The following is a 19790-nucleotide window of genomic DNA, read 5'->3' on the forward strand; positions in this document are numbered from 1 at the left end:
TCAGCGATCCGCCAGATAATAGCGTTCGCTGGCGATAATCGCAGCGTCGAGTTCGTACACAATCGGCTGGCCCGTAGGGATTTCAAGGCTGGTGATTTCGTCGTCTGAGATCCCGGAAAGGTGCTTGACCAGCGCGCGAAGCGAGTTTCCATGGGCAGCGATTATCACTGTCTCTCCGGCCCGAAGCTGCGGTACAATCGCGTTTTCGTAATAGGGCAGAACCCGAGCGATGGTATCCTTGAGGCTTTCGGTGCCGGGGACTGCAATTCCTGCATACCGTACATCGGCGGCCAGATCGAACTGGCTCCCTGGCTCCTGCGGCGGAGGAGGGATATCGAAACTGCGGCGCCAGATCTTGACCTGTTCTTCGCCGTGGAGAGCTGCCGTTTCCGCCTTGTTGAGCCCGGTCAGACCGCCATAATGCCGCTCATTCAGGCGCCAATCCTTTGTTTCGGGGATCCACAGGCGTCCCGCGACCTCAAGCGCCAGATGCAGCGTTCGGATGGCTCGGGTCTGCACACTGGTAAAGGCGACGGTAGGCAGCATTCCCTTGTCGGCAAGCAAAGCACCTGCGGCGCGTGCTTCGTCCTCACCCTTTTTGGTCAAGTCGACATCCCACCAGCCGGTAAAGCGATTTTCCAGATTCCACTGGCTTTGTCCGTGGCGCACAAGAATCAAACGCGGCATTTTTGCTCCCGACTTTGTCCCTTGCCCGCGCCTAGCCGCTCGATTCGTCTTTGGGAAGCGGGGCTTCGTCCAATTCGCGCGCCTGTTCCTTGCGGCGGCGCAAGTTCTCGCGCAGCTTGGCGGCCAGCCGCTCGTCGCGGGTGGTCTTGCGACCTTGAGGGGCTGGGTCTTCATTCATCGGCAATTTCTGGGCGCTATCAGGGTTCGGCTTGACAAAGCAAGGGGCCACAGCCAATAGCGCGCCCCTGCCCGACCGGCCCTGCCGGCGCGGCGATTCATGGAATGGTGTGCTGCTGTAGCTCAGTGGTAGAGCGCATCCTTGGTAAGGCTGAGGTCGGGAGTTCAATCCTCCCCAGCAGCACCATTCCAGACTCTGTTCAGGTTCACCCGTAGGCAGCCGGCTGCTGGCTGTGGAGCAGGTGTTTCTTGGCGCGCGCACCATCGCTTGTCAGGTTCATCCAGGCAATTAGCATGCCCAGTGCAATGAAGGCGTAAAAAACGTAGCGCATGGCCTTGTGTCCCTGCACAGCTTCGCGATTGCAGGCGAACCTGCATTAAAATGGTAAACCGCAGGTTTGACCGCAGCCTTAGCGGCAAAGTGCGCAATCTTAAGCAAGTTTGTCCGTGACCGTTTTTTCAGGCGCGCAGATCATTCCATTCTGGATGACGGCGAAACGCTGCTTCGACATAAGAGCAGGCCGGGTCAATCAAGAAACCCTGCGCGCGCGCATCAGCGACCAGCGCTTCCACTAGTTGTGCCGCAACGCCGCGCCTGCCGATTTCGGGTGGTACAAGCGTGTGTTCGGCGATGCGCACGCCGCCGCGCATCACCCATGTCAGACGGCCGATCGCGCGTTCTTCCGCAACATGGGCGTGATATTCGCCGGCGCTGTCGCTGCCGTGGCTGGTAACGGTGACTTCGCTCATGATGAACACGCTCCTGCTTGACGGCGGTGGGCCGCCCTTCCAAGGCAGATGGCGATGCAGTTCCTCTCCGACAATGCCGCCAGCGTCCATCCTGCCGTGTGGCAGGCGATGCAGGACGCCGACGCGCCGGATGCGCCCTATGACGGCGATGCGTGGAGCCAGCGGCTCGACGGAGCGTTCGCGGACCTGTTCGGCCGCGACTGCGCGGTGCTGTGGGTGGCAACCGGGACTGCGGCGAATTGCCTGGCGCTGGCGGCGATGGTCCCTCCCCACGGCGGGGTGATCTGCCACCGCGAAGCCCATGTCGAAACCGACGAAGGCGGCGCACCGGGGTTCTATACGCACGGAGCGAAGCTGATTTTGGCCGAGGGCGAGGGGGCAAAGCTGACGCCCGAAAGCATCGCGTCGGTGCTCGATGCAATTCGACCCGGTGTTCATCAGGTGCAGGCCAGCGCGGTAACTGTAACGCAGGCAAGCGAGTATGGGCGCTGCTACTCCGCCGCCGAAATGTCCGAAATCGCCGCGTTTGCAACAGCGCACGGGTTGCGGCTGCATGTTGATGGCGCGCGCTTTGCCAATGCGGTGGCATTCCTTGGCTGCGATCCGTGGGAAGCCTGTGCAGGTGCCGACACGCTAAGCTTTGGCTTCGTCAAGAACGGCGGTCTGGGGGCAGAGGCACTGGTCTTCTTCGAACCGGCGCTGGCGCAGGTCGCGCGGCTGCAGCGCAAGCGCGCCGGGCACCTGCAATCGAAGGGGCGGTTCCTGGCGGCACAGATTCTGGCCATGTTAAAAGGCGATCTGTGGCTGGCCAATGCGCGCAGCGCCAACGCCGGAGCGCGTGAACTGGCCAGTGCGGCAGGTGCGCGGCTGCGCCACCCGGTTGAGGCCAATGAACTGTTTCTGACCTGCACGGCTGACGAACGTGCGGCACTGCGTGCACAAGGCTTTACCTTTTACGATTGGGGGCCACACGCGGCCCGGCTGATTACCGCGTGGAACAGCAACCCGGCACATATCGAGGCGCTGGCCCGGGCGATCGCCGCGCTGTGACCGAAGCTGCCGCCAGGCCATCACCCCGTGCGATCGGGGCCTTTTTGCTGATCACCCTGATCTGGGGCTCGACCTGGCTGGTCATCAAGGACCAGATCGGTGCACTTGCACCCTCGTGGGCGGTGACCTACCGCTTCGTTCTTGCGGCAGCGGGGATGTTTGCCCTGGCCGCCGTAAAACGTGAGCGGCTGGTTCTGGCGCCTGTGGCCTTGGGCTTTGCCGCGCTGTTCGGGCTGTTACAGTTCTTCGGCAACTTTCAGTTCGTCTATCGCGCCGAACAGCACATTACCTCGGGCTTGGTCGCGGTGATCTTCGCCCTGCTGCTCGTTCCCAATACGCTGCTTAGCCGGCTGTTCGTTGGCACCCGGGTCAGCTCGCGGTTCGTTACCGGATCACTGATCGCGCTGACTGGGATCGCGCTGCTGATACTGCACGAATACCGCGCCGCTCCGGCGGGCGGAGGCGCGGTGTTGATCGGGATCGGGCTGACCCTGATGGGCGTGCTGTGCGCCTCGATCTCCAACGTCATGCAGGCGTCGCAGCTGGCCCGGCGCAGCAGCGCGCTGGTCGTAATCGCCTGGGCCATGGCCTTTGGCGCCGCGGCTGATGCCGGTTACGCCTGGTTCACGGCGGGTCCTCCGCCGCTTGACCTGGGCTTCCGCTCGCTACTGGGCATCACCTATCTGGCACTGATGGGCTCGGTAGTAACCTTCCCGCTCTATTTCGCGCTGATCCGCGACTGGGGACCGGGTCCGGCAGCCTATTCCAGCGTTCTGATCCCGGTGGTGGCGATGGGGCTGTCGACGCTGTTCGAAGGCTATGACTGGTCGGCGCTGGCGGCAGGCGGAGCGACGCTGGCCATGGCCGGGCTAATCATCGCGCTAAGCCCCCGCAAAGCAGGCGCGTAGCCCTTCGCGGTAGCTGGGATAACGCAGCACCCAGCCCAGCACCCGCCTGGCCTTGCCGTTCGCAACCCGGCGATTTTCGGCATAGAAGCCGCGCGCCATCTGCGAAAGGTTGGCCGCGTCGATAGTCATCAGCGGGGGCGGGGGTAGTCCCAGCAGGCGGCAGGCTTCCTCGATCACCGCGTTCTGGCTGGCGGGCAGATCATCTGCCAGATTGTAGGCGCCCGCCGGGGCATCCAGAGCGGCCAGCGCGCCGTTGACGATGTCATCCACGTGGACTCTGCTGAACACCTGATCGGGTAGGTCAATGCGGTGGGCCTTACCTGCGCGCACTCGCTCCAGCGCCGAGCGGTCCGGGCCATAGATCCCCGGCAGCCGCAGCACCCGCGCGTCGCGGGCCAGCCATCGCGCATCAGCCTCGGCCCGCGCGACGCGGCGGCCGCTGCCGATCTGTGCCGTCTCATCAACCCATGCACCGCCGGTGTCACCGTAAACCCCGGTCGAGGACAGGTAGACTAGTGTCTTTCCGCCCAAGGCATCGCCATAGGTATCCAGCACCGGATCACTGCCGGTGCCATCGGGCGGCACGGAAGACAGAACATGGCCCGCGTCCGCCAGCGCCATGCGCACGTTGCCGGTATCGCCAAAGCCAAGCGAACCGTCGCGCCCGGTCGATATCACGTCCCAGCCTTTTAAGGTCAGCGCGGCGGCGATGCGGCTGGCAGTGTAGCCCAGCCCGAAGATGAAAATGCGCGGCATGTCGCAATCCCTAGACGGCAGCGCTGGCAATCGGAAGCGCAGTCCCTAAGTTGTCGGGATGGATATAGCCAGCAGACCCTCCGAACCCGCGATCAATCCCCAGGTTGCCGATGCCGCCACCCCGCCGCAGCACCCCGCTACCATCCGGCGCGAGGATTACCAGCCGCCGGCCTGGCTGGTGGGCGAAGTGGTGCTGGATTTTGACCTGGGTCTGGATGCAACACGGGTTCAATCGGTGCTGTCGGTCAGTCAAAATCCGGCGGGCAGCGGGTCGCGGACCCTGCGCCTGGCCGGAGACGGCATTGCGGCCGAAACGGTGCTGGTCGACGGCGCGGTGCAAGCGGACTGGCGGAGGGAAGGCGCCGATATGCTAATCGATTTGCCCGGCGCAGCCCACGCAGTGACGATCGTCACCGTGATCAATCCGGCAGCCAATTCGCAGCTGATGGGGCTTTACGCTTCGAATGGAATGCTGTGCACCCAATGTGAGGCCGAGGGCTTTCGCCGCATCACTTTCCACCCTGACCGGCCCGATGTGCTTTCGATTTACCGCGTGCGGATGAGCGGTCCCAAGGCCCTGTTCCCGGTGCTGCTGTCCAATGGCAACTGCGTCGATACGGGCGAGAATGCGGATGGCTCCCATTGGGCTGAGTGGCACGATCCCTGGCCCAAGCCGAGCTATTTGTTCGCGCTGGTGGCAGGCGATCTGGTTGCCAACCACGACACTTTTACCACCATGAGTGGGCGCAAGGTCGATCTGAACATCTGGGTCCGTGAGGGCGATCAGGACCGCACCCATCACGCCATGCAGGCGCTTAAGGATTCGATGAAGTGGGATGAGGACACCTTTGGGCGCGAATACGATCTTGATCTGTTCAACATCGTCGCCGTGGCCGATTTCAACATGGGGGCAATGGAGAACAAGGGCCTCAACGTTTTCAACACCCGCTATATCCTGGCCGATCCCGACACCGCGACGGATATGGACTATGACGGGATCGAAGGGGTGGTCGCGCACGAATACTTTCACAACTGGTCAGGCAACCGCGTTACCTGTCGTGACTGGTTCCAGCTAAGCCTGAAGGAAGGCTTCACCGTGCTGCGCGACCAGCTGTTCAGCCAGGATATGGGCAGCGCAGCGGTCAAGCGGATCGAAGATGTCCGCGTGTTGCGTGCCGCGCAGTTCCCGGAAGATTCGGGCCCGCTGGCCCACCCGATCCGGCCCGACAGCTATCAGGAAATTTCGAACTTCTACACCGCCACGGTCTACAACAAAGGGGCCGAGGTGATCCGCATGATGCGCACCATCGTCGGGCCCGAAAGGTTCCGTGCCGGTACCGACCTCTATTTTGATCGACACGACGGTGAAGCAGCAACCTGCGAGGATTTCATCACCGCGATCGAACAGGGAGCGGACGCCGATCTTGGGCAGTTTCGCCGCTGGTACGCACAATCCGGCACACCGCGAGTCGAAGCGAGGATGGATTTTACTGATGGTGTGGCCACACTGACCCTGGCGCAGACCGTGCCGCCTACCCCAGGACAGCCCTCCAAGGAAGCGGCAGTAATCCCGCTGCGTCTGGCCTTGTTCGATCGTGCCACCGGAACCCACCGGGGCGAGGAACTGGTGATTCTGCGCGAACCTCAAACACAGTTCATCTTCGCCGGTTTTGCAGAGCGCCCGGTGCTTTCGATCAACCGGGGTTTTTCCGCGCCAATCGCTCTGGATGCTGGACAGGCGGCGGACGATCTCGTCTTCCTTGCCGCGCGTGATGATGATCCTTTCGCCCGGTATGAGGCCATGCAGCAGCTGGTTGTGCAGCACCTGATCGGTCTGGCGAGCGGCAGCGGAACTGATCGCGACACAGGCCGCGAAGCGATCGGCGCAGCACTGGATGCGGTCATCGCTGATCCGGCACTTGACGATCTGATGCGGGGCGAGCTGATGATCCTGCCCGGAGAAACCTACCTTGCCGAACAGCTTGCCGTGGCCGATCCGGGCGCAATCCATGCCGAACGCGAAGGGCTGAAGGCCTGGCTCGGCGGCAGGTTGAAAGACCAGCTGATTGCGCTCCATCAGCGGGCAAGCAACGTCCCCTACAGCCTTTCTGCCGAAGCGCGGGGCGCGCGCAAGATCAAGACCCAGGCGCTGGTCTATCTTGCGGCAGGGGCACCGGATGTCGCTGCCGATCTGGCGGCGCAGCAGTATGACGCTGCCGACAACATGACCGACCGGCAGGGCGCGCTGATGGTTCTGGCGGGCCTCGACACGCCGCTGCGGGACATCAAGCTTGCCGCGTTCCATCAGCGTTATGCCGGAAACGCACTGGTCATCGACAAGTGGTTCTCGCTCCAGGCCGGGTCGCTGCATCCCAAGGTGGTCGATCATGTCAAGGCGCTGGCCGGGCATCCTGAGTTCACGCTCAACAACCCGAACCGGGTTCGATCACTCTACATGGCCTTTACCGCCCCGCATGCGTTCCACGCCCAGGATGGCGAAGGTTACCGGATGATCGCCGATCTGGTCCTCGCGCTTGATCCGATCAATCCGCAAACCGCCGCGCGGTTCATTGCCCCGCTGGGCCGCTGGCGACGGGTTGAACCTGGCCGTTCAGCCATGATGCGCACAGAACTGGAACGGATTGCAGCTGCGCCGGGCCTGTCAAAAGATACCTTCGAACAAGTCAGCAAGAGCCTTGGCTGACGCACTTGAGGTTTATCGCGCCACTGCGCTTCAGGGCGTCGTACATGGTTTTTTGGGCCGGCAAGGCGGGGTGTCACTCGGTGTTGTTGCTGGGTTAAATGTCGGGCTGGGGGCAGGCGATGATGATCGCGCCGTGCAGCGCAACCGGGCCTTGGCGGTAAAGGCGGTCAGCCCCGGATCGCGGCTTGCCACAGTCTATCAGGTCCATTCGGCCGATTGCGTATTGGCAAGCGCGCCGTGGAGCGATGCCGAACGCCCGCGTGCCGACGCGCTGGTAACGGCAACGCCAGGTGTGCTGCTGGGCGTTGTGACCGCCGATTGCGCGCCGGTGCTGCTGGCCGATCGAGCGGCTGGGGTGGTGGGCGCGGCGCATGCCGGGTGGAAGGGTGCGGTTGGCGGAGTAACCGATGCGACCATCGCCGCGATGGAGGCGCTGGGTGCAGACCGCGCGCGAATAGTTGCCGCGATCGGCCCGTGCATCGCCCAAGTGAGTTATGAGGTGGATCAGGGCTTCTTCGACCGATTCTGCGCCGATGCACCGGACAACGCGCGCTTCTTTGCCGCGGGCCGGACCGGGCATTGGCAGTTTGATCTGGAGCGCTATGTGGCCGGCCGGCTCGAGATGGCCGGCGTTACAGCGGTCGAGCAGCTTGGCCTCGACACTTATACCGACAAAGCGCGGTTCTTTTCCTATCGCCGTTCAACCCACTGCGGCGAGGCTACTTATGGCAGGCAGATTTCGCTGATCGGCCTGTGACCGCTGCCTTTTGAGGCAGGTTCCAGTTCTGCAACAGCTGATGCTATTTTCGCGGTTGGCAGCGCACCTCTTCGCGTCTATCAGGCCCGCCAAATCGTCGGGCGTGGCGGCACTTGCCGTGCGCATGCGGTTGGCCTACGGGCATTCGGGGGGCAAGTCAGGGCTGCTCTCCGGGCAAGATTTAAGGATGGTTTTCCGGGTATTCGCATGACGGCGGATCATTCGGCAAACGGATTGAACAGGATTGCTTCGACCATGGCACAAGATGCTGGCACCGACACTGCCGCCGTCATCGACGGGGAAGGTGTGCGGCGGCGCGATTTCATTAATATCGCTGCAGTAAGCGCGGCGGGCGTAGGCGGCCTGGCGGTGCTCTATCCGCTGATCAGCCAGATGGCGCCTTCGGCTGACGTGCTGGCTGAAAGTTCGACAGAAGTGGATATCGCCCAGGTCCAGCCGGGCCAGACGATGAAGGCCGTGTTTCGCAAGCAACCGGTGTTCATTCGCAACCTGACCCCCAAGGAAATTCAGGAAGCTGAAGCGGTCGACATTGGCGGCTTGCGTGATCCGCAGACGCTGAAGGAACGCACCAAGGAAGGCCACACCAACTGGCTGATTACCATGGGCGTTTGCACTCACCTGGGCTGTATTCCTCTCGGTTCGGGAGAGGGCGAGGTTAAGGGCGAGTTTGGGGGCTATTTCTGCCCATGCCACGGTTCGGTCTATGATACCGCTGCCCGCATCCGCAAAGGCCCGGCTCCCAAAAACCTGGAAGTGCCGCCTTACGAATTTACCTCCGACACTGTCGTCAAGATCGGCTGAGGGTCCATACAATGAGCTTCCCCTGGGCAAAACAATATACGCCAACCAATCCGTTCATGGTGTGGATGGATGAAAAGCTGCCGCTTCCGCGCCTGATACATGGCGCTGTCGGCGCCGGTTACGAAGTGCCGCGCAACATCAACTATCTGTGGAACTTCGGCTTTCTGGCCGGCTTCTGCCTGGTTATCCAGATTGTTACCGGCATCATTTTGGCAATGCATTACGGCGGCGACACTGCTGTGGCCTTCGATTCGACCGAACACATCATGCGTGACGTCAATTACGGCTGGATGCTGCGCTATGGCCACGCCAACGGCGCGTCGGCGTTCTTTGTCATCGTTTACATGCACATCTTCCGCGGCTTCTACTTCGGGTCATACAAGGCCCCGCGAGAGATGATCTGGCTGCTCGGCGTGGTGATATTCCTGCTGATGATGGCGACCGCCTTCATGGGCTACGTGCTGCCGTGGGGCCAGATGTCCTACTGGGGTGCGCAGGTTATTACCGGGCTGTTTTCGGCCATTCCGGTGGTCGGGGAAGGACTGCGTTCGTGGCTGCTGGGCGGTTTTGCGCCTGACAACGCCACTCTCAACCGGTTCTTCTCGCTTCACTTCCTGCTGCCCTTCGTCATCCTGGGCGTAGTCATTCTGCATGTCTGGGCGCTGCACCTGCCGGGTTCGTCGAACCCGACCGGTGTCGAAGTGAAAAGCGAAAGCGACACGCTACCTTTCTTCCCTTATTTCGTCGCCAAGGATGGGTGGACGATCGGCCTGTTCCTGGTGATCTACAGCCTGTTCGTGTTCTTCATGCCGAATGCGCTGGGTCATCCGGACAATTACATCCCGGCCAACCCCATGCAGACCCCTGCCCATATCGTGCCCGAATGGTATTTCTGGCCATTCTACGCGATCCTGCGCAGCTTCACCCAGGATTGGCTGTTCTTCGTCCCGGCCAAGCTGATGGGCGTGCTCGCCATGTTCAGCGCCATTCTGGTGTGGTTCTTCCTGCCCTGGCTGGACAAATCGCCGGTGCGTTCGGGCAATTACCGCCCCCTCTACCGCAAGTTCTTCTGGCTGCTGGTGGTTGACGTGCTGGTGCTGGGCTATTGCGGCGGTTCGCCGGCGGAACAGCCCTATGTCATGATCGCGCAGATCGCTTCGATCTATTATTTCCTGCACTTCCTGGTGATCGTGCCCGTCGTCTCGTCGATCGAGCGCCCTGATCCGCTGCCTTACTCGATCACCGAAGCGGTGTTGGGGAACGGCGCGGCCGCGGCGCCGGACGGCAAGGCCTGAACGGATAGCGAGAGGGACTCGAACCAATGATCCGCATCTTCTCCATCCTTGTCGGGCTGTTCTTTGCCGGCGCACTGGCCTGGTCCCTGCTTTGGGACACCATCGGTTTTGCGCAGGAAGGTTTGCCGCACACGGTTGAGCACGCATTTCACAAGCATCCCGAAGGGTTAAGCCTTGCCAGCGACGGCTGGTTGGGCAAGTTCGACAAAAAGCAGGTCAAGCGCGGCTTTGAAGTCTACCAGCAGGTATGTGCCAGTTGCCACGCACTCAAGCACGTGGCCTACCGCGATTTGGCGGCGCTCGAATACAGCCCGGCCGAAATCAAGGAACTTGCCGCCGCCGCAACGGTCAACGCGCCCGATCCGCTTACCGGTGAATTAAAGGATCGCCCGGGCCTGCCCGCCGATCATTTCCCGCCGGTAATCTATGCCGGCCAGGGCCACCCGCCCGACCTGTCGCTGATTGCCAAGGCGCGGCACGGCGGGGCGGCCTACATCCACTCGCTGCTGACCGGCTACCAGGCGCAGCCGGCCGAGCTGCTCAAGGAGTTTCCGGACGCCAAGACGCCGGACGGGCTTTATTACAACCCTTACTTCGCCAACCTCAATATCGCGATGCCGCCGCCGCTGACCAGCGACGGTCAGGTGACCTATTCCGATGGGACCAAGGCCTCGATCGACCAGATGTCCAAGGACGTCTCGGCTTTCCTGGTCTGGACGGCGGAGCCCAAGCTCGACAAGCGCCACCAGGTCGGGTTCTGGTGGGTCGGCTTTCTGATTTACGCGACAGCGCTCGGCTACATGGCCTACCGCAACGTCTGGGCCGGCACGAAGCACTAGGTTTCGCGGACCACGCCAAATTAGAAAGAGGGGCGCCCCAGCCAGGGCGCCCCTCTTTTTTTGTACGCGGCAAGGTCTATCTAGCTGCCGGTAACTGCCGGTTCGTTTCCGGCAATAAACGAGCGGTAGATCCATCCGCCTGCTGCGCCGCCAATCAACGGCGCCAGCCAGAATACCCACAGCTGCTGCAAGGCAATCCCGCCTTCGACCAATGCCGGGCCGGTGCTGCGCGCTGGATTGACAGATGTGTTGGTAATCGGGATCGAGATCAGATGGATCAACGTCAGCCCCAGCCCGATTGCAATCGGCGCGAAGCCCGCCGGGGCACGGCCGTGGGTCGATCCCATGATGATCAGCAGGAAGAACATCGTCAGCACCACCTCGGCAACAAAGCCTGATGCCAGCGTGTATTTGCCTGGTGAATGGTCAGCCACGCCGTTGCTGGCCAAGCCATTGACCGCCAGATCATAGCCCGGCTTGCCGCTGGCGATCCAGTAGAGCAGGAACGCTGCAATGATCGCGCCGACGACTTGGGCGACGATATAGGGCAGAACATCCTGTGCCGGAAAGCGCCCGCCGCTCCACAAACCGACTGTCACCGCCGGATTGAAATGGCCGCCCGAAACATGACCTACCGTATAGGCCATGGTCAGCACAGTCAGACCGAAGGCCAGGCTGACGCCGAGCAGGCCAATGCCGACATCGGGAAAGGCCGCAGCAAAGATCGCACTGCCGCATCCTCCGAAAACTAGCCAGAACGTGCCAAACGCTTCTGCAACCAGAGCATTTATCGATTTCATAGTCCCCTCCATCCGTTGTTGACCGGATTTGGGGAAAGTGCGCGCAACGTCTCTCAACGTAAAGTGCTAAACTGCACAGACCGCTGGGGACCATTGACCCGCCGCGACCGGTGTCGCATAGGGCGCCCAGCCACACGATGCGGCCTTGGCTGCGCGGGTATAGCTTAGTGGTAAAGCACCAGCCTTCCAAGCTGGCTATGCGGGTTCGATTCCCGCTACCCGCTCCAAACCATCTGACCCCGTCCCAGCAAAAAGCGGGCCAGCGCACGGCGCTATCTCTATGAAAGTCTTTGGCAGAGGTTGCCTTAGGGGCATCCGCGATGGGGGTTCACGCCGCTAATGCTGCAAGTGCGAAAAGCCGAAGAAGCGCTGCACTCTACACACCATTGGCGTTTGGCCTCGTTGACGCGATGGTGCCTGGCAGTGGGTGTCTAGCGCCGAACGTTGCTTCCCAGCCGGTTCCCTGAACCAATGCGACCTGCCGCCGCAGACCAAAATCAGCCAGGGTCACCATGACCACCCCGTGCACGCCCAGCGATCGCGGTGCCACCGTCACGCCCAGTCCGGCGCGCACCATGGCCATGGCGCGGTCATCATGAGCCGACCGAAATGCAAAGCGTGGACGCACGCCGCGTTCGGTGAAGAAACGGCTGGTTTCGGCCAGGGCCTCGCAAGAACGGCGCGCAATCATGGTTTCGCCGGCGACATCTGCGGCATTGATCACCGCGGCATCAGCCAGACGGTGCGATGCGGGCAAAGCTAGACAATAGTCCTCGTCCAGCAGCACTTTCCCCTGGTTGCGCCGCGGGAATCCGGTCAGGGTCAGCGCAAGATCAAGCGATCCGTTGCCCAGCGCAGCGGCCAATTCGCGTTCGTTTCCTTCTGTGAGTTCCAACGGTTCCGCTCCTGGGTATGCGGATATGGCCTCTTCAATCCAGCGGGTCGGCACCGTCTCCAGCACGCCCAGCCGGATTGGCCGGGCCGGGACAGGTAATTGGCTGACCCGCGCCTCTGCTTCGTGAAAATCGCGCTCTATCGCGCGGGCCAAAGGCAGCAGCGCGTTACCTGCGGCAGTCAATCCGATTCGCCGCCGTTCCCGTAAGAACAGCCGGGTGCCCAGCTGACGCTCAAGCTCTGCAATCCCGCCGGATAGGGAAGGCTGCGCAATATTGAGGGTATGGGCGGCGCGGGTGAAGCTGCCGGTATCGACCACGGCAAGGAAATGGCGAAGCTGGGTTCGGCTTAGCATAGGTTCAACCTATATAATTTTCTTATTAAATCCAGTTTTTCCGTTTCGCCGCTTTGCATTACCGTGCGACCAAACAAGATGCCGTGAGAGGATTCTGATGCGTGCGACCCCCGATTTCGATTTCGGCCTGACCGAAAGCGCTCAGATGATCCGCGAGGCGGCAGGACGCTTTGCCGATGAGCTGATTCTGCCGCTGGCTGCTGAAATCGACGCCAATGACCGTTTCCCGCGTGAACTGTGGGAACCGATGGGCGCGCTGGGCCTGCACGGGATCACGGTGGAAGAGGAATGGGGCGGTTTAGGCCTTGGCTATCTCGACCATGTGATCGCGGTCGAGGAAGTGAGCCGGGCCAGCGGCGCGGTCGGCCTGTCCTATGGCGCGCATTCCAATCTCTGCATCAATCAGATCCGGCGCTGGGGCAATGACGAGCAGAAAGCCAAATATCTTCCTGGCCTGATTTCTGGTGCACATGTCGGCAGCCTCGCCATGTCGGAGGCAGGGGCCGGATCGGACGTCGTTTCGATGAAGCTGAAGGCCGATCAGGTCGCGGGCGGATGGCGGCTGAACGGCACCAAGTTCTGGATCACTAACGGCACCTATGCCGATACGCTGGTGGTCTATGCCAAGTCCGCCCCCGAAGCCGGATCGCGCGGCATAACGGCGTTCCTGATTGAAAAGGATATGGCTGGATTTTCGATAGGGCAGAAAATTGACAAGATGGGCCTGCGCGGCAGCCCGACCTGCGAATTGGTGTTCGACGATTGCCTCGTGCTGGACGAGAACGTGATGGGCCCGGTCCATGGCGGGGTTGGCGTGCTGATGAGCGGGCTGGATTACGAACGCGTTGTGCTGGCCGGCATGCAGATCGGCATTATTCAGGCCTGCCTTGACGTGGTGATTCCCTACGTGCGCGAACGCAAGCAGTTCGGCAAACCGATCGGCAGCTTCCAGCTGATGCAGGCCAAGGTAGCGGACATGTACGTCGCGATGCAATCAGCCCGGGCCTATGTCTATGCCGTGGCCAAGGCCTGCGATGCCGGGCAGACCACACGTTTTGACGCAGCTGGCGCGATCCTGCTGGCCAGCGAAAACGCCTTCCGCGCGGCGGGCGAGGCGGTGCAGGCGCTGGGCGGGGCGGGTTATACCAAGGACTGGCCGGTGGAGCGGTTTTTGCGCGATGCCAAGCTGCTGGATATCGGCGCGGGAACCAAGGAGATACGGCGCATGCTGATTGGCCGCGAATTGATCGGGGCCAATTGATGACCGCACCCGTCCTCCACACTCAGCACAACCCTGACGATCCGCAGTCCCAGACGCGCGCCGCGCATAACCGCGGGCTGGCCGCCGAACTGCGCGCAAAGGTGGCCGAGGCTGCGCTGGGCGGCAATGAAAAGAGCCGCGAACGCCATACCGCGCGTGGCAAGCTGCTGCCAAGGGAACGCGTAGAGCGGCTGCTCGATCCGGGTTCGCCCCTGCTCGAGATTGGGCAACTGGCGGCAGACGGCGTTTACGGCGATGACATCCCCGGCGCGGGGATTATCACAGCGATTGGCCGGGTATCGGGCCGCCAGTGTATGATCGTTGCCAACGATGCGACGGTGAAGGGCGGCACTTATTATCCGCTGACGGTCAAGAAGCACCTGCGCGCGCAGGAGATTGCCGAGGCCAACCACTTGCCTTGCATCTACCTGGTTGACAGCGGCGGGGCCAACCTGCCGCATCAGAGCGAGGTGTTCCCCGACCGCGATCATTTTGGCCGGATCTTCTTCAACCAGGCGAACATGAGCGCCAAGGGCATACCGCAAATCGCCTGCGTGATGGGCAGCTGTACCGCCGGCGGCGCCTATGTGCCCGCGATGAGCGACGAGAGCGTGATCGTGCGCGAACAGGGCACGATTTTCCTCGCCGGACCGCCGCTGGTCAAGGCCGCGACGGGCGAGGAAATCAGTGCCGAGGATCTGGGCGGCGGCGATCTCCATGCAAAGAAGTCAGGCGTGGTCGATCACCTGGCCGAGAACGACGAACACGCGCTGACCATCGTGCGCGACATCGTCAGCCACCTCGGCCCGCGTCACCATCACGGCCTGCCGCTGAAAGACCCGCGCGCACCGAAGTACGAGGCCGAGGAACTTTACGCAGTCGTCCCCGACGATGTTCGCGCGCCTTACGATGTCCACGAAGTGATCGCCCGGCTGGTCGACGGCAGCGAGTTTCACGAGTTCAAGGCGCTCTATGGCAGCACGCTCGTCTGCGGCTTTGCGCACATCTGGGGCATGCCGGTGGCGATCCTCGCCAACAACGGCGTGCTGTTCAGCGAGAGTGCGGTCAAAGGCGCGCACTTCATCGAACTCGCCTGCCAGCGCCGCGTGCCCTTGCTGTTCCTGCAGAACATCAGCGGCTTCATGGTCGGCGGCAAGTATGAGGCCGAGGGGATCGCCAAGCACGGTGCCAAACTGGTCACCGCGGTGGCCACCGCCAGCGTGCCCAAGCTGACCGTGCTGATCGGCGGCTCGTTCGGCGCGGGCAATTACGGCATGTGCGGCCGGGCCTATAGCCCTCGCTTCCTGTTCTCGTGGCCAAATGCCCGCATCTCGGTGATGGGCGGCGAGCAAGCCGCTTCGGTGCTGGCCACGGTCCACCGCGATGCCGAGAGCTGGACGCCTGAACAGGCCGAGGCGTTCAAGGCCCCGATCCGCCAGAAGTACGAGGACGAAGGCAACCCCTATTACGCCACCGCCCGGCTGTGGGATGACGGCGTGATCGATCCCGCGCAGACCCGCGATGTGCTGGGACTGGCCTTGGCCGCGGCGCTCGAAGCGCCGGTACCGGAGGCACCTCGTTTCGGGGTGTTCCGGATGTGATGGCGCGGCGTTCGATCTTCGGACTGCTGGCAGTCACTGGCACCTTTCTGCTTACCAGCTGCGGGTTGTTCGGGGGCAATCGATATAGGTACAAGCTGATTGTTGAGGTCGAAACTCCTGAAGGGCCAATCACCGGGTTTGCAGTCCGCCAAGTCGACTGGTCCGCGGGAAGGCGAATTACGCCGGAGGCTAGTACTGCCAGCATGGCGCACGCTGGCGAAGCGGCCATCGTTGACTTACCGGGCCGCGAAATGCTTTTTGCCCTGATGTCGCCCGATGGGCAGGAAACGCCAAGGCTCGCGTTCGGTTCGGCTCGACAGACGACAGGCTCTGACCGTTTGCTTAAGGTGCTGACCCGACCGTCTCGGGCAGAAGCTACTTACGGTGAGTCGGGATATCCACGGCTGGTGCGCTTCGTCGATCCGAATGATCCCAAAACGGTCGAGTTGGTGGATCCTGCCAATCTCGCTGCCACTTTTGGCGAAGGTTACCGGCTTTCTCGCATCACGGCGCAGATCGTTGACGAACCGGTGACCGAAAGGATCGCCGCTCGCCTGAAATGGTTGGAGCAATATCGCGATCGAATGTTGGACGGTGAACGTTACCATCTTGTACAATCTCCGCTACTGGCCAGTCATCTGAACACTTTAGCGTTCAAAAGAGAGGCGGTCTGAGTATGATCAAATCCCTCCTCATCGCCAACCGCGGCGAAATCGCCTGCCGGATCATCCGCACCGCGCGCGCCATGGGCATTCGCACGGTTGCGGTCTATTCCGATGCCGATGCCAAGGCGCTGCATGTGCGTGTCGCGGACGAGGCGGTGCATATCGGGCCGTCACCCGCGCGCGAGAGCTATCTGGTGGGGGAGAAGATCATCGCCGCCGCCAAGGCCACCGGGGCCGAGGCTGTGCATCCCGGATATGGTTTCCTGTCCGAGAACGCCGCCTTTGCGCAGGCGGTGATCGATGCCGGGCTGATCTGGGTCGGGCCCAAGCCCGCCAGCATCGACGCGATGGGGCTGAAGGACGCGGCCAAGGCGCTGATGCAGGCGGCCGGGGTGCCGGTCACGCCGGGCTACATGGGCCAGAATCAGGACCCGGCCTTCCTGGCGGGGCAGGCCGCGCAGATCGGCTATCCGGTGCTGATCAAGGCGGTCGCGGGCGGCGGCGGCAAGGGGATGCGCCGGGTCGACGGTGCGGCTGACTTTGCCGATGCGCTCGCCTCGTGCCAGCGCGAGGCCGCGGCGAGCTTTGGCAACGACCACGTGCTGATCGAGAAATACATCCTTTCGCCCCGCCACATCGAGGTACAGGTGTTCGGCGACAGCCACGGCAATGTCGTCCACCTGTTCGAACGCGATTGCAGCCTTCAGCGCCGCCACCAGAAAGTGATCGAGGAAGCCCCTGCGCCGGGCATGGATGAGGTGACCCGCGAGGCGATCTGCGCCGCTGCGGTCCGCGCCGCCAAGGCAGTCGATTACGAAGGCGCGGGCACGATCGAGTTCATCGCCGACGCCAGTGAAGGCCTGCGCGCCGACCGGATCTGGTTCATGGAAATGAACACCCGGTTGCAGGTCGAACACCCGGTGACCGAGGAGATCACCGGGGTCGATCTGGTCGAATGGCAACTCCGTGTGGCGAGCGGGGAAGCGCTGCCCAAGCGGCAGGACGAACTGGCAATCAACGGCTGGGCGATGGAAGCGCGGTTATATGCCGAGGACCCGGCGAAGGGGTTTTTGCCGAGTGTGGGGCGGTTGGACCGGCTGAGATTCGGTCAAGCCGATCGCATCGAAACCGGGGTTTTTGAAGGCGCCGCCGTATCACCTTTCTATGACCCGATGATCGCGAAAGTTGTTTGTCACGCAGCAGATCGCGAAGATTGTATTGACGAATTGGAATGCGCTCTCTCCGGGACCGAAATTTGGCCTGTGCGCACCAATGCGGGCTTCCTGGTTAAGGCGTTGCGTTCCGAGAAGTTCAGAAGCGCCGAAATTGATACCGGTTTCATCGCGGACGCAGGCGAGGCGTTGATCCCCGGCAATGATCCTGATGACGGCGTTGTGCTTGTTGCGGCTCGCATCGCAATGGATCGCACAATGCATGCAATGGCCGGCTTTCGTCTGAACGCCGCTCCTCGTGCCAGCATTGCGCTTTGGTTCGACGGGAAAACGAGGGTTGTCGATCTATCGCAAGCTTGGGATGAGACGATCTCGATGGGGAACCACGAGGCTGATTTCTACTCGCACAAGGATTGCGTCGCGTCGGGATATATCGACGGGGACAGCGTCATCGCATTCAACGATGGTACTGCTTACTCGTTCGACTTGGCGACTAGAGGCACCGGCCACGCTCACGCCCACGATGGCGACATCCTCTCCCCCATGCCGGGCAAGATCATCGCGGTCGAGGTGGCCGAGGGGCAGGCGGTTACCAAGGGCCAGAAGCTGCTTACGCTTGAGGCGATGAAGATGGAGCATACGCTGACCGCGCCGTTTGACGGGACGGTTAGCGAACTTGCCGCCACTCCCGGCGCGCAGGTGCAGGTTGAGGCGCTGCTGGCGCGGATTGTGGCCGCGGACAGTTGAGGTTTGGCCCTTGGCTTGAAAACATCGCCCCTTAGCGCCTAGAGGGACATAGGCGCCCGACCGGGTGCGGGGCAAAGGGACGCAGCATGGTAAGCGAAGCCGACCAGATCAGGCGCGCCGGGCGGCGGACGCGGGCAACCTCGTTCGACGTGGCGGAACTGGCCGGGGTCAGCCAGTCGACCGTGTCGCGCGCGCTGGCCGGGGACCCGGTGGTCAGCGAACTGACCCGCGAAAAGGTCAAGCGCGCAGCTGAAGAGCTCAACTATTCGATCGACCAGAACGCCACCCGGCTGCGCACCGGGCGCACGGACGTGATTGCAGTTGTCGTGATCTGCCGACCGGGCGAATTGAAGGGCGACATGAACCCGTTCTACTATTCGCTGCTGGGCAACATCTGTTCAGCAATTTCGGCGGCGGGCTGCGATGCGCTGACATCGTTTCAGGACAACGCCGCCAACCTCAACGGCTATTATGAGCGCAACCGCCGGGCCGATGGGCTGATCGTGATCGGTACCGCGGAAAATACCGAGGCCTGGGCCCATTACCGCGACGTTGCGCAAAACGGGGCCAATATGGTCTGCTGGGGCGCGCCCTATGCCGATCAGAACTGGGTGCGGTCGGACAATGTATCAGGCGGTGAACTGGCGGCGCAAACACTGCTGGACAATGGCTATCGCAACAATGTCTACATTGGCTCGGTAACCTCTTTGCAGCGCCAGTATACCGAACGCTTCGACGGTTTTTCCAAGGTCTTGCGCGAAGGGGGGCATACCCCGGTGATAGCGCAGATTGATCCGACGCTGTCGCGGATTGACCAGGGCCACCAGGCGGTGCGCAAGATGATCGACACCGGCATGAAGTTCGACGGGATCTTCGCTGCCTGCGACCAGATCGCGCTGGGGGCGATGCAGGAATTGCAGGCCCAGGGCATCCGCATTCCCGATCAGGTCGGCGTGGTCGGCTTTGACGGAATCAACGCCGGCGAACATGTCGTTCCGCCGCTCACCACGATTGAGCCGGACTTGCCGCTGGCTGCCGAACTGCTGGTCAAACGGCTGAAATCGATGATGGCAGGCCAGCCCGATGATGAATGGCTGGTGCCGGTGCGGCTGATTATCCGGGGCAGTGCAGCGCGCGGATAAGGCGTGCGGTCAGGCGAAACCCTGAGCCAGGAATCGCTCCGCCAATCCCGCCAGCAGCGCCGCGCCGCCGGGCAGCGCCGCCTCGTCCAGCACCATGCGGGTCGAATGGATCCCCTCGCAGCAATGCCAGTCTGCGCCCTCTGCCGCGACGCCAAGGAAAAACATCGCGCCGGGGACCTTTTCAAGCACGTAGCTGAAATCCTCTGCCCCCATGATCGGGCGCTGGAGGCCGTGCCATGCGCCTTCGCCGAACAGCGCCTTGGCGGTTTCCTCGCCCAGTGTCACCGCCCGCGGATCGCATAGCGTCACCGGAAACCCTTCGGTAACGGTCACTTCGGCGCGCATTGCGTGGGCGCTCGCAATCCCGCTGGCGACTTCATGAACCATGGCGTGCAGGGCAGCGCGGTG

At 62.3% G+C, this 19790-nt stretch carries 20 protein-coding genes and 2 tRNA genes; 14 read left to right on the top strand and 8 right to left on the bottom strand.

Annotation, left to right across the window (positions count from 1 at the left end):
- Complete coding sequence (gene gpmA, locus Q0L62_RS09950) at positions 1-687, bottom strand: 2,3-diphosphoglycerate-dependent phosphoglycerate mutase (RefSeq protein WP_296679353.1); 687 nt, start codon at positions 685-687, stop codon at positions 1-3.
- Positions 688-718: 31 nt separating this feature from the next.
- Positions 719-865: a hypothetical protein gene (locus tag Q0L62_RS09955; RefSeq protein ID WP_296679355.1), complete on the bottom strand. Its 147-nt coding sequence runs from the start codon at positions 863-865 to the stop codon at positions 719-721.
- A gap of 111 nt (positions 866-976) precedes the next feature.
- Here Q0L62_RS09955 and Q0L62_RS09960 point away from each other — a divergent pair.
- Positions 977-1051, top strand: a tRNA-Thr gene (locus Q0L62_RS09960).
- Positions 1052-1070: 19 nt separating this feature from the next.
- Here Q0L62_RS09960 and Q0L62_RS09965 read toward each other — a convergent pair.
- Together Q0L62_RS09965 and Q0L62_RS09970 are read right to left on the bottom strand one after the other, a co-directional pair.
- Positions 1071-1196, bottom strand: a complete 126-nt coding sequence (locus Q0L62_RS09965) for a hypothetical protein (protein ID WP_296679357.1) — start codon at positions 1194-1196, stop codon at positions 1071-1073.
- A gap of 127 nt (positions 1197-1323) precedes the next feature.
- Positions 1324-1614 (bottom strand): GNAT family N-acetyltransferase, encoded by a 291-nt coding sequence (locus Q0L62_RS09970; RefSeq protein WP_296679359.1) that lies wholly within the window; start codon positions 1612-1614, stop codon positions 1324-1326.
- 54 nt (positions 1615-1668) lie between these two features.
- Between Q0L62_RS09970 and Q0L62_RS09975 the strand changes: the two genes are divergently transcribed.
- Both Q0L62_RS09975 and Q0L62_RS09980 read left to right on the top strand, forming a co-directional pair.
- Positions 1669-2664, top strand: coding sequence for a low specificity L-threonine aldolase (locus Q0L62_RS09975; protein ID WP_296679361.1), 996 nt, complete (start codon positions 1669-1671; stop codon positions 2662-2664).
- Entirely contained in the window at positions 2661-3572 is a 912-nt protein-coding gene (locus tag Q0L62_RS09980) for an EamA family transporter (RefSeq protein ID WP_296679363.1), read from the top strand. The genes Q0L62_RS09975 and Q0L62_RS09980 overlap by 4 nt, the downstream gene beginning before the upstream one ends.
- Here Q0L62_RS09980 and Q0L62_RS09985 read toward each other — a convergent pair.
- Positions 3546-4328, bottom strand: a complete 783-nt coding sequence (locus Q0L62_RS09985; RefSeq protein WP_296679364.1) for an SDR family NAD(P)-dependent oxidoreductase — start codon at positions 4326-4328, stop codon at positions 3546-3548. The two genes, Q0L62_RS09980 and Q0L62_RS09985, sit on opposite strands and share 27 nt — an antisense overlap.
- Before the next feature lie 58 nt (positions 4329-4386).
- On the opposite strand from Q0L62_RS09985, the gene pepN reads away from it, so the two are divergent.
- From pepN to Q0L62_RS10010, 5 genes are all read left to right on the top strand, one after another.
- On the top strand, positions 4387-7032 hold the full coding sequence (gene pepN, locus Q0L62_RS09990; protein WP_296679365.1) for an aminopeptidase N: 2646 nt from the start codon (positions 4387-4389) through the stop codon (positions 7030-7032).
- The gene (gene pgeF / locus Q0L62_RS09995; protein WP_296679367.1) at positions 7025-7789 is read left to right on the top strand and encodes a peptidoglycan editing factor PgeF; all 765 of its coding nucleotides are present in this window, start codon (positions 7025-7027) and stop codon (positions 7787-7789) included. Before pepN ends, pgeF begins: the two co-directional genes overlap by 8 nt.
- A 255-nt stretch (positions 7790-8044) precedes the next feature.
- Positions 8045-8611 carry a ubiquinol-cytochrome c reductase iron-sulfur subunit gene (gene petA, locus Q0L62_RS10000; protein ID WP_296679368.1) on the top strand — a complete coding sequence of 189 codons (567 nt, stop codon included), beginning with the start codon at positions 8045-8047 and terminating at the stop codon, positions 8609-8611.
- Between the two features lie 11 nt (positions 8612-8622).
- The gene (locus Q0L62_RS10005; RefSeq protein ID WP_296679370.1) at positions 8623-9906 is read left to right on the top strand and encodes a cytochrome b/b6; all 1284 of its coding nucleotides are present in this window, start codon (positions 8623-8625) and stop codon (positions 9904-9906) included.
- A gap of 26 nt (positions 9907-9932) precedes the next feature.
- Entirely contained in the window at positions 9933-10745 is an 813-nt protein-coding gene (locus tag Q0L62_RS10010; RefSeq protein WP_296679372.1) for a cytochrome c1, read from the top strand.
- Between the two features lie 80 nt (positions 10746-10825).
- Here the strand turns inward: Q0L62_RS10010 and aqpZ are convergent, their stop codons facing one another.
- Positions 10826-11545 carry an aquaporin Z gene (gene aqpZ / locus Q0L62_RS10015; protein WP_296679373.1) on the bottom strand — a complete coding sequence of 240 codons (720 nt, stop codon included), beginning with the start codon at positions 11543-11545 and terminating at the stop codon, positions 10826-10828.
- Between the two features lie 153 nt (positions 11546-11698).
- Here aqpZ and Q0L62_RS10020 point away from each other — a divergent pair.
- A tRNA-Gly gene (locus Q0L62_RS10020) sits at positions 11699-11772 on the top strand.
- 149 nt (positions 11773-11921) lie between these two features.
- Here Q0L62_RS10020 and Q0L62_RS10025 read toward each other — a convergent pair.
- Complete coding sequence (locus tag Q0L62_RS10025) at positions 11922-12794, bottom strand: LysR family transcriptional regulator (RefSeq protein WP_296679375.1); 873 nt, start codon at positions 12792-12794, stop codon at positions 11922-11924.
- Positions 12795-12891: 97 nt separating this feature from the next.
- Here Q0L62_RS10025 and Q0L62_RS10030 point away from each other — a divergent pair, with 97 nt between their 5' ends.
- The 5 genes from Q0L62_RS10030 (at position 12892) to Q0L62_RS10050 (ending at position 19382) form a co-directional block, all read left to right on the top strand.
- The gene (locus tag Q0L62_RS10030; protein ID WP_296679377.1) at positions 12892-14055 is read left to right on the top strand and encodes an acyl-CoA dehydrogenase family protein; all 1164 of its coding nucleotides are present in this window, start codon (positions 12892-12894) and stop codon (positions 14053-14055) included.
- On the top strand, positions 14055-15656 hold the full coding sequence (locus Q0L62_RS10035) for a carboxyl transferase domain-containing protein (protein ID WP_296679379.1): 1602 nt from the start codon (positions 14055-14057) through the stop codon (positions 15654-15656). The genes Q0L62_RS10030 and Q0L62_RS10035 overlap by 1 nt, the downstream gene beginning before the upstream one ends.
- The gene (locus Q0L62_RS10040; protein WP_296679381.1) at positions 15656-16330 is read left to right on the top strand and encodes a hypothetical protein; all 675 of its coding nucleotides are present in this window, start codon (positions 15656-15658) and stop codon (positions 16328-16330) included. Before Q0L62_RS10035 ends, Q0L62_RS10040 begins: the two co-directional genes overlap by 1 nt.
- A gap of 2 nt (positions 16331-16332) precedes the next feature.
- Positions 16333-18240: a biotin carboxylase N-terminal domain-containing protein gene (locus Q0L62_RS10045; protein ID WP_296679383.1), complete on the top strand. Its 1908-nt coding sequence runs from the start codon at positions 16333-16335 to the stop codon at positions 18238-18240.
- An 86-nt stretch (positions 18241-18326) separates the two neighbouring features.
- Positions 18327-19382, top strand: coding sequence for a LacI family DNA-binding transcriptional regulator (locus Q0L62_RS10050; protein ID WP_296679385.1), 1056 nt, complete (start codon positions 18327-18329; stop codon positions 19380-19382).
- 9 nt (positions 19383-19391) lie between these two features.
- Here Q0L62_RS10050 and Q0L62_RS10055 read toward each other — a convergent pair.
- On the bottom strand, positions 19392-19790 hold a 399-nt coding region (locus tag Q0L62_RS10055), incomplete at its 5' end, for a M20/M25/M40 family metallo-hydrolase (RefSeq protein WP_296679387.1).

It is taken from the genome of Novosphingobium sp. (assembly GCF_024642085.1).
GTDB lineage: Bacteria > Pseudomonadota > Alphaproteobacteria > Sphingomonadales > Sphingomonadaceae > Novosphingobium.

Excerpts from the sequence above, each read along its gene's own strand:
- gpmA (WP_296679353.1), bottom strand. The coding sequence starts at position 687 with ATGCCGCGTTTGATTCTTGTGCGCCACGGACAAAGCCAGTGGAATCTG.
- Q0L62_RS09955 (WP_296679355.1), bottom strand. The coding sequence starts at position 865 with ATGAATGAAGACCCAGCCCCTCAAGGTCGCAAGACCACCCGCGACGAG.
- Q0L62_RS09965 (WP_296679357.1), bottom strand. The coding sequence starts at position 1,196 with ATGCGCTACGTTTTTTACGCCTTCATTGCACTGGGCATGCTAATTGCC.
- Q0L62_RS09970 (WP_296679359.1), bottom strand. The coding sequence starts at position 1,614 with ATGAGCGAAGTCACCGTTACCAGCCACGGCAGCGACAGCGCCGGCGAA.
- Q0L62_RS09975 (WP_296679361.1), top strand. The coding sequence starts at position 1,669 with ATGCAGTTCCTCTCCGACAATGCCGCCAGCGTCCATCCTGCCGTGTGG.
- Q0L62_RS09985 (WP_296679364.1), bottom strand. The coding sequence starts at position 4,328 with ATGCCGCGCATTTTCATCTTCGGGCTGGGCTACACTGCCAGCCGCATC.
- pepN (WP_296679365.1), top strand. The coding sequence starts at position 4,387 with ATGGATATAGCCAGCAGACCCTCCGAACCCGCGATCAATCCCCAGGTT.
- petA (WP_296679368.1), top strand. The coding sequence starts at position 8,045 with ATGGCACAAGATGCTGGCACCGACACTGCCGCCGTCATCGACGGGGAA.
- Q0L62_RS10005 (WP_296679370.1), top strand. The coding sequence starts at position 8,623 with ATGAGCTTCCCCTGGGCAAAACAATATACGCCAACCAATCCGTTCATG.
- Q0L62_RS10010 (WP_296679372.1), top strand. The coding sequence starts at position 9,933 with ATGATCCGCATCTTCTCCATCCTTGTCGGGCTGTTCTTTGCCGGCGCA.
- aqpZ (WP_296679373.1), bottom strand. The coding sequence starts at position 11,545 with ATGAAATCGATAAATGCTCTGGTTGCAGAAGCGTTTGGCACGTTCTGG.
- Q0L62_RS10025 (WP_296679375.1), bottom strand. The coding sequence starts at position 12,794 with ATGCTAAGCCGAACCCAGCTTCGCCATTTCCTTGCCGTGGTCGATACC.
- Q0L62_RS10030 (WP_296679377.1), top strand. The coding sequence starts at position 12,892 with ATGCGTGCGACCCCCGATTTCGATTTCGGCCTGACCGAAAGCGCTCAG.
- Q0L62_RS10035 (WP_296679379.1), top strand. The coding sequence starts at position 14,055 with ATGACCGCACCCGTCCTCCACACTCAGCACAACCCTGACGATCCGCAG.
- Q0L62_RS10040 (WP_296679381.1), top strand. The coding sequence starts at position 15,656 with ATGGCGCGGCGTTCGATCTTCGGACTGCTGGCAGTCACTGGCACCTTT.
- Q0L62_RS10045 (WP_296679383.1), top strand. The coding sequence starts at position 16,333 with ATGATCAAATCCCTCCTCATCGCCAACCGCGGCGAAATCGCCTGCCGG.
- Q0L62_RS10050 (WP_296679385.1), top strand. The coding sequence starts at position 18,327 with ATGGTAAGCGAAGCCGACCAGATCAGGCGCGCCGGGCGGCGGACGCGG.